Below are 13,679 nucleotides of genomic sequence, written 5' to 3' on the forward strand. Positions count from 1 at the left end.
TGCGTTGCGTACTTGTGGTGGTGCGGCAAACTGGAGGAGTGAGTGTTGCTACTTCTCCTGAGCGTGCAGTGCCGCGCCCCGTACTGGCCGATGCCGTCGATCTTGCCCGAGCAGCTGTAGTCGAGCTGCACGAAGGCGGAGTCGGTGCATACCTCGGCGTCACGTCGGAGGATGAATTCGCCGCTACCCATCGTTTTGCAGCAGACCTTCCCGGCTACCGCGGGTGGCAGTGGGCTGTTGTTGTTGCCGCAGGTCCAGACGATACTCGCGCCACTATCAGCGAATTGGCGTTGTTGCCCGGTCCGGATGCGCTGGTTGCGCCCGAGTGGCTTCCGTGGGATCAGCGGATTCGTCCCGGAGACCTGTCGCCCGGCGACCTGCTGGCTCCGCCGGCGCAGGACCCGCGACTGGTTCCCGGCTACGTCGCCAACGGCGACCCGGAGGTCGACGACGTCGCCTTGGAACTGGGTTTAGGACGCACGAAGGTCATGAGCCTCGAGGGCCGGCTCGACGCGGCTACGCGATGGTTCGAGGGAGATTTCGGACCCGACTCCGACATGGCGAAGGCAGCGCCGTCGACGTGTGGACTGTGCGGCTTCTATCTTCCGCTGGCAGGTTCGTTGCACGCCGCGTTCGGCGTGTGTGGCAACGAACTGTCCGCTGACGGTCGCGTCGTTCATGCAAGTTACGGCTGTGGCGCGCATTCCGACACCAGCCTTCCGCTCGGCGCGGGCTCTCCGGCTTTCGACGCCTACGACGACGGAGCCGTCGAGATGTCGCGCACGTCTGCCGCGGGCACCGAAGATTCGGGTTCGGTATCCACCGAGTAGGGGATCCGTTCGGGACCGGCGCGCTCCGCGACGCCACGCTGCGCGCGTGGGCGGACTCGCCGACGCGCCTGCGCGAGGACGCGGCCACCGAATCGGATTTGGCTGCAGCGGGTTACCGCGACAGGTTGCTCACAGAACTGGCACAGAACGCTGCCGACGCGGCGCTGCGGGCCGGGGTTCCTGGTTCCTTGTGGGTTGATCTCGACGGTTCGGTGCTGACGCTCGCCAATACCGGTCGACCGCTCGACGAGGAGGGTGTTCACGCACTGACCGCTCTTCGTGCTTCGGGCAAGATCGATTCCACCGGCGGTGTTGTCGGGCGTTACGGCGTCGGATTCTCCGCCGTCCGTTCGGTGAGTGACGAGCTCGAGCTGCGGTCGACGACGGGTTCGATTCGATTCTCCGCCAAGGAAACTCGAGCCGAGATCGAGAAGGCCGGTCTGAAGGTTCCCGAGTCGGGAGTGCCCGCTCTGCGTCTGGTGTGGCCGTCGGAAGCGAAGCCGAACGGCGGCGCCGATTCCGAGGTGGTGCTCACGCTCCGCGACGACGTCGACGGCGCTGCGCTGCTGTCTCGGATGGCACGTGAAGCCGTGGATCTACTCCTCGAGCTACCGGGTTTGACGTCTATTCGGCTGGGCGACAAAAGCTTTGAGCGTACCGAGCGTCTGCTGGACTCCGGGCTGACCGAAATCTCGATCGGCACTGCGGTGTGGTGGCAATACCAGAGCGCCAAGGCCCGCTGGATAGTTCCGGTGCAAAACGGAGTAGTTGCACCGGTCACCGAAGACGTACTGCGGGCGCCGACGCGATCCGACGAAGAATTGTCCGTCCCGGCGCTTGTAGTCGCGGACATCGCAATGCAACCGGATCGGCGACGGATATTGCCCGGCGCGTCGATTGCCGCGCTGGCTGAGGGCTACGCGGATTTTGTCGGTGCGTTGCCTGCCGATCAGCGCACATCGCTTGTGCCCGTTCCGGCTTTTGCGCGAAGTGAAGTGGATTCTCTTCTGCGGGAAGCGCTTCTGAAGGAACTTCAGGAAAATGCCTGGCTTCCGGTTGTGGGGGAACCTGACCGGGCGCCGCAGCGGGCATCGGTAGTTCCTGGTCTGACCGACGATTTGGCGGAATTGCTCACCGACGTCATCGGCGGATTGGTTGTTCCCGAACTTTCCGGTCCGCGTCATGAGCGGGCTTTGGCGGCGGTGTCGACACATCGGATCGGGTTGGCGCGCATCGCGGAACTGCTCAGCGGGCTCGATCAGGAGCCGTCATGGTGGTACCGGCTGTACGCGGCGCTCGAGCCGTTGGTCGTCGACGCTCTGGCAGTGGAAGAGCTTGGCACGCTGCCGGTTCCGCTGTCGGACGGACGAATTGTCACCGGTCCGCGAACGGTAGTGCTTGGCACCGAACTCGGCGATTCGGTGCCACCGGTGCCCTGGACCCGGCTTGTACACCCGCAGGCATCGCACCCCCTGCTCTCTCGCTTGGGCGCAACGAGCGCAACGGCGACGGATCTGTTGTCCGACCCAGCGCTGCGCGCCCTGATCGAGGATGCTGCAGACCAAGATGATTCCGTTGCAACAGAATTAGCGTCGACGGTGCTTGCGCTCGCCGCGCACGTAGCACCCGGTGCCGCGCCGTCATGGATCGGCGAGGTGCTGTTGCCGGATTCGGCCGGAGAACTCTGCTCGGCCGACCAGTTGCTCCTGCCCGGCGCGCCACTGGCGACAGTTCTGGTCGACGACTCACCTTTTGGCACAGTGCAGCCGAGCTTTGTCGAACAGGTGGGGGAGCAGGCTCTGCGCGTCGTCGGCGTCGGCTGGGGTTTCACCGTCTTTCGTGAGGAGTTGCCGTCCGGACCCGATCACGATCTCGATTCCGAGGGGCAGTGGTGGGACACGTTGGGGGAGGACCCCGAGTACATCGAGGCGGTCCGTGACCTCGATCTGGTCGACGAGAACCGATGGGCAGATGCGCTGACCCTGCTGCTGGAGTCTCCGGCAACGAGAGCCCTGCTCGAGGACCGTCGGGGATACACGGCGTGGTGGCTGCGCTCGCACGCCGAATTGGGCGGCGAGATACTGGGTTTGCTGCGCGCACCACACGATCGCACGTTCGAGGATCTCCTCGATGTCGCCGACCATCCTGGCAGCGAGTATCTGAGCTCCGTCTTGGCGTCCGATACCGTCGACGATCCGGAACTGGCTCAACTGCTGCTTGATCGGCTCGCGGATCCACTGCGCATGCCCGCACCGGCCGTCATTGCCCGAACACACCACTTGCTGGCCGACGCTTCCCGGCGGCGCGTCCTCGATCTGGACGAGTTGAGGTTGCCGAGCTTCGTTCGCGGGCTGTCTGGTGACCTCGTAGACCCCGGTGATGCATTGGTTCTCGATCGACCGTGGCTCGGTCCGGCATTGCCGACACAACGAATTATTCTGGGTAGCTTCGAGACTGCGGAAGCGTTGGCCGATTTGCTCGATGTCGCGACGGCATCGTCGGTCGTAGGCGGTCAGGTTGCCAGCACGGGCGTGCGAAGCTCATGGGCGGCGCAGCCGCACGCGGTCCTGATGTTTGCGGCACTGGGCCGTGAAGTGCCCGGCGGCGAGGTAGTGATTCATCACGAACTCTCCGTCCGGTTGACCGGCGCGGTGGAGGCCACCGTGAGTGTGCCGTGGTGGGTGGACGGTGACGGTATTCATCACGTGATGCGTGTGTGGGCAACTGCGCAGGGGACATGAGGGGGAACAGTGTCGTTCGATCAGTGGGTGCTTGATTCTGCAGTCGACCAACGGACGCCGTGGCTTGTCGATGTGGTGGACGTCATCACCGACAGCGGTGGAACCTTGGCCGCCTGGATCATTTCGACGGTCCTGACGATCACCTTGTTGATGCGCGGTCGGCGCATCGACGCTCTCCTCGTGGCGGGCTCCATGTTGACCGGACTGCTGGTGATGAGTGGGTTGAAGCGTATTTTCACGCGAACCCGTCCACCGGTTCCGGAGCGCCTGATCGAGATCGACTCGTACTCATTCCCGTCCGGGCACGCCATGATGACGGCAATTCTTGCGACCGTGGTGGCTGCTGTGATCGTTCGGTTGACGTTGCCGTCGCTCGTTCGAGTCGCGATGCTTGTTTCGCTTGCCCTGTACACCGTCGCTGTCGGGTTTTCTCGCGTCTACCTGGCGGCGCACTGGATGACGGACGTCCTGGCAGGGTGGGCGTTCGGTGTCATCTGGGCCGGTGTGTGGATCCTGGGGACCTATCGCCTGGCCCAGCGCCGCCGAGAACCGCAGCTGGTCTGATCGCTTCTCAGAGCAGTCCGGCGCCCTGTTGGGCACCTCGACTGCCTCTGCGAGCAGCGCGGCGTTGGAGCCAGAAAAGGCTGTAGCCGAGGAATCCGACGCCGATCCCGGCGTAACAGACGGGCAGTGCTCCCGACCAACGATCACCGCTGAGAAGGACCACGGCTGTAGCGACCACCCACGCCAGCGTGCCGACGACGAGAGCCGGCGCCGGTGCGGACAAACGGTCGATAACGGTTGTTGTGTTGGGAGTCTCGTTCACAAAATTAACGCTACCCGTACCCCCGTGCCCTACTCTCCCTTATGCGACCGGCCTTCGTACGCCGGCACACGGCGGCGCAAGGACACCGGCGACCTATGACAGCGATGGGAAAAAGATGGCGGCACCCGGGAAAATTCTCGATACGTATTTCAAGATCAGTGAACGCGGATCAACGATCTCCACGGAGGTTCGCGGCGGTGTTGTCTCGTTTGTCGCGATGGCGTACATCGTGGTTCTCAACCCGCTGATCCTCGGTAGCTTCTCGGCGGATGACGCCGTCGCAAAGACCGACGTCCTCGGAAACATCCTGCCGGTCAACCAGGTGGCCGCGGTCACCGCTCTGGTGGCCGGCCTGATGAGCATCGCCTTCGGCATCATCGCGAACTATCCGTTTGCGATCGCGGCCGGCCTCGGTATCAACAGCCTGCTCGCCGTCACGATCGCCCCGCAGGTCACGTGGCCGGAAGCCATGGGCCTTGTTGTCATCGACGGCATCATCATCGTCGTGTTGGCGCTCACCGGTTTCCGGACCGCTGTGTTCAACGCGATTCCCAACGCACTCAAATCGGCAATTGCCGCCGGTATCGGCATGTTCATCGCGTTCATCGGACTGGTCGACGCCGGATTCGTCCGTCGTATCCCCGACGCCGCCGGTACGACGGTCCCCGTCGGGCTCGGTATCAACGGTTCCATCGCGTCATGGCCGACTGCGGTCTTCATCTTCGGTGTTCTCATCATGGGTGTGCTCGTGGTGCGCAAGGTTCGTGGTGGCCTGCTCATCGGCATCATCGCCACGACCATTCTGGCCGCGATCATCGAAGCGGTCGCAGAGGTCGGACCGTCGCTCGGAACCAACCCCAAGGGCTGGAACCTCAGCGTTCCCGCGATCCCCGACATGTTCGGTGGCATGCCAGACCTGAGCCTGGTCGGGGACTTCAGTCTCTTCGGTGCGTTCACCCGGATCGGTGTTCTGGCAGCCAGCCTGCTCGTGTTCACACTCGTTCTCGCGAACTTCTTCGACGCCATGGGCACGATGACGGGACTCGGCAAGGAAGCCGGACTGACGGACAAGGACGGCAACCTCCCCAACGTCGGTAAGGCACTCGTCGTGGAAGGCGCCGGTGCCATCGTCGGTGGTGGCGCGTCTGCGTCGTCGAACACGGTGTTCGTGGAGTCGGCGTCCGGTATCGCGGAAGGCGCTCGTACCGGACTGGCAAACGTTGTGACCGGTCTGCTGTTCCTGGTCGCGATGTTCCTGACACCGCTGTATTCGGTGGTGCCGATCGAGGCCGCAGCGCCGGCCCTCGTCATCGTCGGCGCACTGATGATCGGTCAGGTCCGTGACATCGACTTCACACAGTTCTCGGTTGCGCTTCCCGCGTTCCTGACGATCATCGTGATGCCGTTCACCTACTCGATCGCCAACGGCATCGGCGTCGGATTCATCTCCTGGGTGGTTCTGCACGCTGCTACCGGCGGCGCCAAGAAGATCCACCCGTTGCTGTGGATCGTTGCGGCACTGTTCGTCGCGTACTTCACTGTCGGGCCGATTACCGACGCACTGACGTAAACCTGCAACTGGCTGGTAACCGATAACCCGGCTACCGGCCAGTTGTTGACGTATTGTTCTCGCGTGACCACCGAAACTCGAGCGCTCGCCAGTGATCTGTCATTGGCGGTTGTGCGTCTGAGCAGGCATCTGCGAGGACGACGGGCCGACGCGCAGGTATCCCTGACACAGCTCTCCGCTGTGGCGACACTCTCGCAAGAGGGACCAATGACCCCAGGTGCACTCGCGGCGCGTGAGAAGGTGCAGCCGCCGTCGATGACCAGGGTGGTGGCGTCCCTCGCCGAACTGGGGTTGGTGCAGCGTTCACCCCATCCCACGGACGGTCGTCAGATCATCGTGACCTTGTCCGACGCAGGTAATGCGCTACTCGCTGACGAGACCCACGCGCGTGAGGCCTGGATGAACGAGCGACTCTCCGACTTGAGTGCCGAGGAGCTTGCAACACTTCGCGGCGCCGTCGAGATCATCACAAAGATCGTCAGCGCCTCCGAATAGTCGCTTTCCATGGTGTCGCGGCGAGGTAGTTGCTTACGCGAATGACCACAGGAGCAAGATGGGGTAGTGCCCCGTGACCCCGAATCCGGCATGTTTGCCGCACTCCGCAACCGAAACTACCGTCTCTGGGCGTCCGGGCAGATCGTGTCCCTGGTCGGAACCTGGATGCAACGCATCGCTCAGGACTGGCTGGTTCTGACGCTGTCCGACGGTAATGCGCTGGCAGTGGGCATTGTCATGGCATTGCAGTTCGGGCCGACGCTGTTCTTGTCCGTGTGGGGCGGTGTCCTTGCCGATCGGTACGACAAGCGGCGCATTCTCATCTTCACGCAGTGGGCGAGCGCGTTATGCGCCCTGGTGATGGGCGTCCTGGACGTCGGCGGGTTTGTTGCTCTGTGGCACGTGTATCTGATCGCGTTTGCCCTTGGCTGTGTATCGGCGGTGGATGCGCCGGTGCGCCAGTCGTTCACCATCGAAATGGTGGGTAAAGAGCATCTGTCCAATGCAATTGCGTTGAACTCCATGACTTTCAACACCGCACGCATTATCGGTCCGGCCATCTCCGGGGTGCTGATCAATCTGATCGGTACGGGTTGGGTGTTCCTGCTCAACGTTGCCACCTTCGGTGGTGTGCTTGTTGCGTTGGCGCTGATGAATGCCAAGGAATTGATCCCGTCGGAACCGACGCCGCGCGCCAAGGGACAGGTGCGTGACGGATTCCGATATGTGTGGGGCCGTAAGGACCTGCGGGTCATCATGGTGTCGGTATTCATGGTCTCGACGTTCGGCTTGAACTTTCCGATCAGCCTCGCAGTGATGGCGCGCACTACGTTCGATCGCGGCGCCGACGCCTACGGATTGCTCTCCACAACCCTGGCGGTCGGTACCTTGGCCGGCGCCGCGTATGCCGCCAGGCGCAAGGACGCTCCGCGCCTGCGAACGTTCCTCAGCGCGGCAGCGGCGTTCGGTCTCTTCGAAATCGCTGTCGGGTTGATGCCCACGTACCCGCTGGTGGCGTTGATGCTGATTCCTACCGGCGCACTGACGCTGACCTTCACGACGTCGGCGATGAACATCCTGCAGATGTCGGTGCCGTCGGAGATGCGGGGGCGGGTCATGGGTATCTACATGCTCAGCTTCCTCGGTGGCACGCCGCTTGGCAGTCCGATGCTGGGCTGGTTGGCCGACACCGTCGATCCGCGGGCACCGTTGATCATCGGTGGCGCGATCTCGCTGGTGTCCGCCTCCCTGGCAGGGGTATATCTCCTGCGCAGCGAGGGCCTCAAACTTCGGTTGAAAATGCCGGACGACGGCGGACGCCTGCCGGTGTTCGACCTGCGTCCTGCCGTCGTCTGTGATGCGACCGAGCAAGCGGTGGAAGCTAACCGCGCGCCGTGAGCTTTTCTCGTTTCGGAAAAACGGTGTAGCTCAGGGCGATTGCACCCCACACTGCGAGAACCACCGTGAGTGTGCGGATCCAACTGCTCAGAGCTTCGGTGCGAGATGCGTCGCCGACAAGGACGATCGCGGCGGCGAGCAGCCCACACGAGATGGCCCAGGCCAATGCTGCCTTCCCGAATTCACGCCACTCGCGGATCGCCCGCGGCGTCCCGTATTTCGGAGGTGCGACGGGCTTCGGTCCATCGGCGAATCGGTAGGCGAATCGCGCATCGGCCCACGAGATGAGGCTGTGCCCGAACGCAATGGACACGCCGATGTAGGCGGCCGCCAGTCCGTGGCTGGCGTTTGCCTGACCGCCGCCGCGCAGATCGAGGGCTGTGGCGACCAGAAGTACGACGTCGACCAGGGGAGCACAGATCAAGAGGGCGGCGCCGACGCCGGGTTTCCGGAACAGGTAGCGAGCAGTCAATCCTGCGGCGATGAAAACCCAGAACATGATCTCGCAGGCAATGATGAGTGTGACGATCATGGGAACTCATTTCTAGTACGACTGTGTTAGTAGTTGGAAACTAGCACAGCTGTGTTAGTTTTGTGAAGTGGTGAAACGACCCAGTTCCGAAGAGCGCCGTGAACAGATCGCAGAAGCTGTCTGGCGTGTGATCAGACGCGACGGAATGGCCGCCGCCAGTGTCCGTACCGTCGCCGACGAGGCGGGCATGTCCACGGGCTCGTTGCGGCACTTCTTCGCGACTCAATCCGAGCTCTTGCTCTTTGCCATGGAATTGGTCTCCGTCCGCGTCGAGAATCGAATCGCAAGCATCGAGTTCGATCCCGACATCAGGCGGGCGATACGGCAGTTTGCCGAACAATTTGTGCCCCTCGACGCCGACCGCCGCGAAGAAATGCAGGTCTGGGAGGCATTTGCCGCGGCATCGCGAACCGAACCGGATTTGGCGGTGGTCCGGGAGCGGACGGATCGAACCCTGTTCGGGCACTTCCGTCAGTTCGTCGAGGCGTTGAGTGATGCAGGTTTCCTTCGGTCCGGCAGTTCCATCGAGGGTGAAGCGATGCGCCTGCACGCGCTGGTCGACGGGCTTGCCGCGCACGGCGTCAACAATCCGGACAGGGTGAACCCGGCCGCGATCTCCGACGTGCTCGACGCCCATTTCGATTCACTGATCACCGCAGCCGGGAGCAGTGACTGACGACGTCGTCCGATACGGCACCATAGAAGCCGTGGTTCACGTCATCGATATCTCAGATCCAGCCGATTCCCGGTTGGATGACTTTCGCGATCTCAACTCCTCCGATCGCCGACCCGACCTCCCCGAGGGAAAGGGTTTGGTCATCGCGGAGGGGGTATTTGTCACCCAGCGACTGCTGACCTCACGTTTCGAGCCGATCAGCCTCCTCGGGGTCGATCGCCGACTGCAGGAACTTGCCGACGACCTCGATGGTGTCGACGTTCCCTTCTATCGAACCAGTGCGGAGGTGATGGCCGAAGTGGTCGGATTCCATCTCAACCGTGGAGTGCTTGCCGCAGCTGCCCGGCCGACGCCCCTTGCTGTCGCGGACATCCTGCAGGATGCACGAACAATTGCCATTCTCGAAGGTGTCAACGATCACGAAAATCTCGGCTCGATGTTCCGCAACGCCGCGGGACTCGGAGTCGACGCCGTACTGTTCGGCAAGGGCTGCGCCGATCCGCTGTACCGTCGCTCGGTCCGAGTGTCCATGGGGCACGTTCTCCGAGTGCCGTTCGCTCACGTCGAGAAGTGGCCCTACGACCTGGAAGAGCTACGTAGCAACGGCTTTCAGCTCATCTCGCTCACGCCCAATCCGGAGGCCGTGACACTGGCCGAAGCGATGACCGGAGACAAGGTAGCCCTGTTGCTCGGCGCCGAAGGTCCTGGCCTGACCGAACATGCCATGCGTGCGACGGATATTCGCGCCAAAATCCCCATGGCGCCGGGTACGGATTCACTCAACGTCGCCACCGCCGCCGCAATGGCCTTCTATGAACGAGTCAGGACCCGGCAGTAATGCCGACCGGAACTCCCTGGTTCACCGGTGTTGCGGTGTCGATCTTTGCCGCAATGCTGTCCACTGCCGCGGTAGGCGCGTTCAGCGAGGGCCTGGCACACGTCAACGTGTTTCTTGCCGTTGCTGTCAACGTCATCGCGGTGGCAGGCTTGGCTCCCACCGTGTGGCGGTGGCGGGCCGCCCCCATCTGGCGATGGGTGGTTTACGGTGCGGTAGTGGGTATTCCGTTGGGGTGGATAGCCGCGATCGCCTGATTACTCAGTGGTCGCTCGATTGCTCAGTGGTCGCTTGATTACTCAGTGGAAGCCGAAGTACCGCGCCAGGCGGCTTCGCTTCTTCGGCTCGGAAGCAGGGGCCTGCGGGGTGGGCTCTAGGGGGACTACCCGCGCGTCGGTGAACTCGGCTTGTTTGGACTCGGGTTGTTTGGGCCGGGGTTGCTTGGGCTCGGGTACGGCGGGTTCGGGTGTCGGGGGCTTCGGTTCTGTGATCGGCGGATCCGGTTCGGACGCAACAACAACCGGTTTTGCCGGCGGCACGGGTGTCGAAGCTGATTGTGGGATCTCAATTGGTTCTGGTTCTGGTGCTGGAGGCTTGGGCTTTGCCTGCTGCGCCTGCTCAGTTACCGGCACCGCAGCCTTCGGAGCTTCCGACTTCTGGTGAACCTTGAAGCCCCACAACAGGATTTGAGTCTTGTCGAGATCACCCTCGTGTGGCGCACCCGTGTATCGGAATCCCAGCCACTCCGCGTTGGCGGCCTCGGCGAACTGCTGGGGGTGGAATGGCAGTGCTTGCGGATCGGGCAAAATGCCTGGGGGATAACGCAAGGGGTGCTTGCCCGACCAGTAGGGCAACTCCCAAGTCTGTGGGATGCCGATGTTCTCGACGATGTCGATCGGGAGTGCGCTGAACGAGCGTCGCAGCTGACCGTTTTCCCAGATGGCAAAGGACCCTTGCGCGCGGTCGGGTGACGAGCTGACCAGGAAGGTGAGCGGCGCGTGCGGCGAAAGTAGCCAGGATTCAGGAAGTTCCGACGGAAGGCACGAGCTCAATTCTGCGCTGGCGACCACGCTGATGTTCTCGTAAGTGCCGATGAAGAGATAGCCGGGTTGTACGGTCGCAGCGATCGACAGCGGGTGGGGGCCGAGAGACTCGAACTCTTTGCCGGGGTGTAGTTGCTGCGCGATCGCGAGTGCCGCGGCCTGGTCGGGCTGCGGGTACAAACTCAGTTCAGCGCGAACGTCATTGTTGTCGACAAACCAAATTGTTGATACACGTGCAGCCACCGATCGCCCTCTCTCCTGAACCCTCGCTGCTTAGAAGAATACGACGAATCGGCCGGTGATTTTGCCGCCGGTCCGCTCCAGGCGGGAGCGTCAGCGGCCGCTGCTACGCACACCGAGGAGAACGTCGTCCCATGACGGAAGGGCGGGCTTTCCGCGCTTGTCCTTGGTCGACGATTGTTGTGGCGCTGCCTTGGGCGTGACGTCTTCGGCAGGTTCCGGGATTTCTTCTTCCACCTGCGGCTCGGGCTCGACTTCGACCTCTGCCTCGATCGTCGGAGTCTCTACGCGAGCCGGAGTCTCTACGCGAGCCGGAGTGTCTACACGAGCCGGGATTTCCGCGATGGGCGGTATCTCGGTGACAACCGTGACGGTGTCGTGAGTCTCGGCTTCAGGGTTGACTTCTTCGTCCGGTTCGGAGTTGTTATCGATCCGTGACAGTTCGGGACGCTCGAAGACCACAGGTGCCAGACCGCGCAGTGGGCGGCCGAAATCCGGATCGATCAAGTCGAATGCAGTGTCGTCGAGCGCGACGATGGTTCCACCGTGCGCGTCCGGCTGATAGCGCCAATGGGCGGCGTTGGTGCTGCGCCCCGCCTGCCATTGCAGCTGCGCAACCCAGTGATTGTCCTCGTCGCGCCAGGCATCCCACGTGGCGTCGTCGATGGTGTGGCCGCGGGCACGAAATGCGTGAGTCACGATTTCCGCGAGCGTCGGCACGGTGGGTCCGTTGTCGCGGATCGGGTGCCCGCCCTGCGCCATTTCTGCTGCTCGGGAGCGTTCGAGAAGGACGGGGTACGCGTAGCGCTCGACCTTGCTGACCGGGATGCCGGCTTCCTTGGCGACCTGTTGGACGGATGCGCCCGATCGGATGCGGGCCTGGATTTCGCGGGGCCGGAGCTGGCTTTCGTTTTCGATCTCGATCTGGCCGAGTCGAGCTACATCACCCCGGCACGCTGCGCGTAGTTTGTCGTCGGCAGGGAGACGAAATTTTTGGCCGGTTTCGGCGTCGGCGCACACCACATGCGATCCATCGGGTTCAAGTCCGATCACTCGAAGCTCTCGCACATTGACCTCCCTTATCGCGCCGGCTCGCGACTTTGCGCCGCAGTCAACTGTAATTCATTTGTGATGACCAGCCCGGCAGGACACTCCCGGCAGACCCCTCGCGTACCGATATCAACGCAATCACGCCGCCGGCCTCGACTCGCGGATGGAGTCGACGCCGGCGGCGTGATACGAGAACTACAGGCGTGACTCAGCCGAGCTGCGAGACGACCCAGTCGATGCTCTTGGTGAGAGCGGTGACATCTTCAGGGTCGATGGCCGGGAACATGCCGACGCGCAACTGGTTGCGGCCGAGCTTGCGGTACGGCTCGGTGTCGACAATTCCGTTGGCGCGCAGGATCTTTGCAACCTCGGCTGCGTCGACGTCGTCGTTGAAGTCGATGGTGCCGACAACCTGCGAGCGGTGTGCCGGATCAGCGACGAACGGCGTTGCAAACTCGCTGGCCTCGGCCCAGTTGTACAGGCGCGAGGACGAGTCGGCTGTACGCGCGGTGGCCCAGTCGAGGCCGCCGTTGTTGTTCATCCACTCGATCTGGTTGGCGAAGAGCAACAGGGTTGCCAGCGCCGGAGTGTTGTACGTCTGATCCTTGGAGCTGTTGTCCACGGCGATGGGCAGCGACAGGAAGTCGGGGGTCCAGCGTCCCGAATCCTTGATCTCTGCGACACGCTCGAGTGCTGCCGGGCTCATCAGCGCGATCCACAGCCCGCCGTCCGAAGCGAAGCACTTCTGCGGAGCGAAGTAGTAGATGTCCGAATCGGCGACGTTGACCGGCAGTCCACCGGCGCCCGAAGTGGCGTCGATGGCGATCAGGGCGTTCTCCGAACCCGCGGGGCGGGAGACGGGGATCGCAACACCGGTCGAGGTCTCGTTGTGTGCCCAGCCGATGAGGTCGACAGACGGGTCGGAGACCGGCGCCGGTGCGCTGCCCGGATCAGCGGAAACCACGATCGGGTCACCGATGAACGGGTTGGCCTTGGCGACCGAAGCGAACTTGGAGCTGAACTCGCCGTTGGTCAGGTGCAGCGACTTCTCACGGATGAGGCCGAATGCAGCGGCATCCCAGAACGCGGTGGTTCCGCCGTTGCCGAGGACGACCTCGTACCCCTCGGGGAGGGAGAACAGGTCGGCGAGACCGGAACGAACGCTGGCGACAACGTTCTTGACCGGCTTCTGGCGGTGGCTGGTGCCGAACACCGAAGCGCCGACGTCGACCAGGGACTGCAGCTGCTCGGGGCGAACCTTGGAAGGACCGCAGCCGAAGCGTCCGTCAGCGGGCTTGAGATCGGCGGGGATGATCGGGGCGGTAGCGTCAGCCATTGGTCAGTGCGTCCTAAACGTCGAGGAACCTTTGCCGGGTTAGTTTAGACGGCTGCGATGTCCTGGTGGACGGTCGAGGTGTTGTGACGAGTGCCGAAACGCGTCGT

14 protein-coding genes are annotated in these 13,679 nt (G+C 63.1%); 9 read left to right on the forward strand and 5 right to left on the reverse strand.

What is annotated here, in order from left to right; genetic code table 11:
- The first annotated feature begins 17 nt into the window (after window positions 1–17).
- The 3 genes from V2B23_RS10275 (at window position 18) to V2B23_RS10285 (ending at window position 4,135) form a co-directional block, all read left to right on the forward strand.
- Window positions 18–830, forward strand: coding sequence for a DUF3027 domain-containing protein (locus V2B23_RS10275; RefSeq protein WP_430950260.1), 813 nt, complete (start codon window positions 18–20; stop codon window positions 828–830).
- A 68-nt stretch (window positions 831–898) separates the two neighbouring features.
- Window positions 899–3,571 (forward strand): sacsin N-terminal ATP-binding-like domain-containing protein, encoded by a 2,673-nt coding sequence (locus tag V2B23_RS10280; RefSeq protein ID WP_430950681.1) that lies wholly within the window; start codon window positions 899–901, stop codon window positions 3,569–3,571.
- Between the two features lie 9 nt (window positions 3,572–3,580).
- Window positions 3,581–4,135, forward strand: a complete 555-nt coding sequence (locus V2B23_RS10285) for a phosphatase PAP2 family protein (protein WP_430950261.1) — start codon at window positions 3,581–3,583, stop codon at window positions 4,133–4,135.
- A 7-nt stretch (window positions 4,136–4,142) separates the two neighbouring features.
- On the opposite strand, the gene V2B23_RS10290 is transcribed toward V2B23_RS10285, so the two are convergent.
- The gene (locus tag V2B23_RS10290) at window positions 4,143–4,397 is read right to left on the reverse strand and encodes a DUF2530 domain-containing protein (protein ID WP_430950262.1); all 255 of its coding nucleotides are present in this window, start codon (window positions 4,395–4,397) and stop codon (window positions 4,143–4,145) included.
- Window positions 4,398–4,512: 115 nt separating this feature from the next.
- Here V2B23_RS10290 and V2B23_RS10295 point away from each other — a divergent pair, with 115 nt between their 5' ends.
- The 3 genes from V2B23_RS10295 (at window position 4,513) to V2B23_RS10305 (ending at window position 7,860) form a co-directional block, all read left to right on the forward strand.
- On the forward strand, window positions 4,513–5,967 hold the full coding sequence (locus V2B23_RS10295) for an NCS2 family permease (RefSeq protein ID WP_430950263.1): 1,455 nt from the start codon (window positions 4,513–4,515) through the stop codon (window positions 5,965–5,967).
- A 63-nt stretch (window positions 5,968–6,030) separates the two neighbouring features.
- The gene (locus V2B23_RS10300; protein ID WP_430950264.1) at window positions 6,031–6,462 is read left to right on the forward strand and encodes a MarR family winged helix-turn-helix transcriptional regulator; all 432 of its coding nucleotides are present in this window, start codon (window positions 6,031–6,033) and stop codon (window positions 6,460–6,462) included.
- A gap of 90 nt (window positions 6,463–6,552) precedes the next feature.
- Window positions 6,553–7,860, forward strand: coding sequence for an MFS transporter (locus V2B23_RS10305; protein ID WP_430950682.1), 1,308 nt, complete (start codon window positions 6,553–6,555; stop codon window positions 7,858–7,860).
- Here V2B23_RS10305 and V2B23_RS10310 read toward each other — a convergent pair.
- On the reverse strand, window positions 7,844–8,392 hold the full coding sequence (locus V2B23_RS10310) for a hypothetical protein (protein ID WP_430950265.1): 549 nt from the start codon (window positions 8,390–8,392) through the stop codon (window positions 7,844–7,846). The two genes, V2B23_RS10305 and V2B23_RS10310, sit on opposite strands and share 17 nt — an antisense overlap.
- A 67-nt stretch (window positions 8,393–8,459) precedes the next feature.
- Between V2B23_RS10310 and V2B23_RS10315 the strand changes: the two genes are divergently transcribed.
- Genes V2B23_RS10315 through V2B23_RS10325 form a run of 3 tightly spaced genes read left to right on the forward strand, consistent with a single transcriptional unit; the run spans window position 8,460 to window position 10,160 of the window.
- Entirely contained in the window at window positions 8,460–9,068 is a 609-nt protein-coding gene (locus tag V2B23_RS10315; protein ID WP_430950266.1) for a TetR/AcrR family transcriptional regulator, read from the forward strand.
- Between the two features lie 31 nt (window positions 9,069–9,099).
- Complete coding sequence (locus V2B23_RS10320) at window positions 9,100–9,906, forward strand: TrmH family RNA methyltransferase (protein WP_430950683.1); 807 nt, start codon at window positions 9,100–9,102, stop codon at window positions 9,904–9,906.
- A complete protein-coding gene (locus V2B23_RS10325) occupies window positions 9,906–10,160 on the forward strand; it encodes a DUF2537 domain-containing protein (protein WP_430950267.1) in 255 nt (84 codons plus the stop codon). Before V2B23_RS10320 ends, V2B23_RS10325 begins: the two co-directional genes overlap by 1 nt.
- A gap of 42 nt (window positions 10,161–10,202) precedes the next feature.
- On the opposite strand, the gene V2B23_RS10330 is transcribed toward V2B23_RS10325, so the two are convergent.
- The 3 genes from V2B23_RS10330 to serC form a co-directional block, all read right to left on the reverse strand.
- Window positions 10,203–11,189 carry a DUF6928 family protein gene (locus V2B23_RS10330; protein WP_430950268.1) on the reverse strand — a complete coding sequence of 329 codons (987 nt, stop codon included), beginning with the start codon at window positions 11,187–11,189 and terminating at the stop codon, window positions 10,203–10,205.
- Between the two features lie 90 nt (window positions 11,190–11,279).
- Window positions 11,280–12,254: a septation protein SepH gene (sepH, locus tag V2B23_RS10335; protein ID WP_430950269.1), complete on the reverse strand. Its 975-nt coding sequence runs from the start codon at window positions 12,252–12,254 to the stop codon at window positions 11,280–11,282.
- A gap of 190 nt (window positions 12,255–12,444) precedes the next feature.
- Window positions 12,445–13,572, reverse strand: a complete 1,128-nt coding sequence (gene serC / locus V2B23_RS10340; protein WP_430950270.1) for a phosphoserine transaminase — start codon at window positions 13,570–13,572, stop codon at window positions 12,445–12,447.
- Between the last annotated feature and the right edge of the window lie 107 nt (window positions 13,573–13,679).

This window comes from Rhodococcus sp. 24CO, from assembly GCF_050586165.1.
Lineage (GTDB): Bacteria > Actinomycetota > Actinomycetes > Mycobacteriales > Mycobacteriaceae > Rhodococcus_F.

Coding starts and splice junctions, on each gene's coding strand:
- V2B23_RS10295 (WP_430950263.1), top strand. CDS start 4,513: ATGGCGGCACCCGGGAAAATTCTCGATACGTATTTCAAGATCAGTGAA.
- V2B23_RS10305 (WP_430950682.1), top strand. CDS start 6,553: ATGTTTGCCGCACTCCGCAACCGAAACTACCGTCTCTGGGCGTCCGGG.
- V2B23_RS10310 (WP_430950265.1), bottom strand. CDS start 8,392: ATGATCGTCACACTCATCATTGCCTGCGAGATCATGTTCTGGGTTTTC.
- V2B23_RS10325 (WP_430950267.1), top strand. CDS start 9,906: ATGCCGACCGGAACTCCCTGGTTCACCGGTGTTGCGGTGTCGATCTTT.
- serC (WP_430950270.1), bottom strand. CDS start 13,572: ATGGCTGACGCTACCGCCCCGATCATCCCCGCCGATCTCAAGCCCGCT.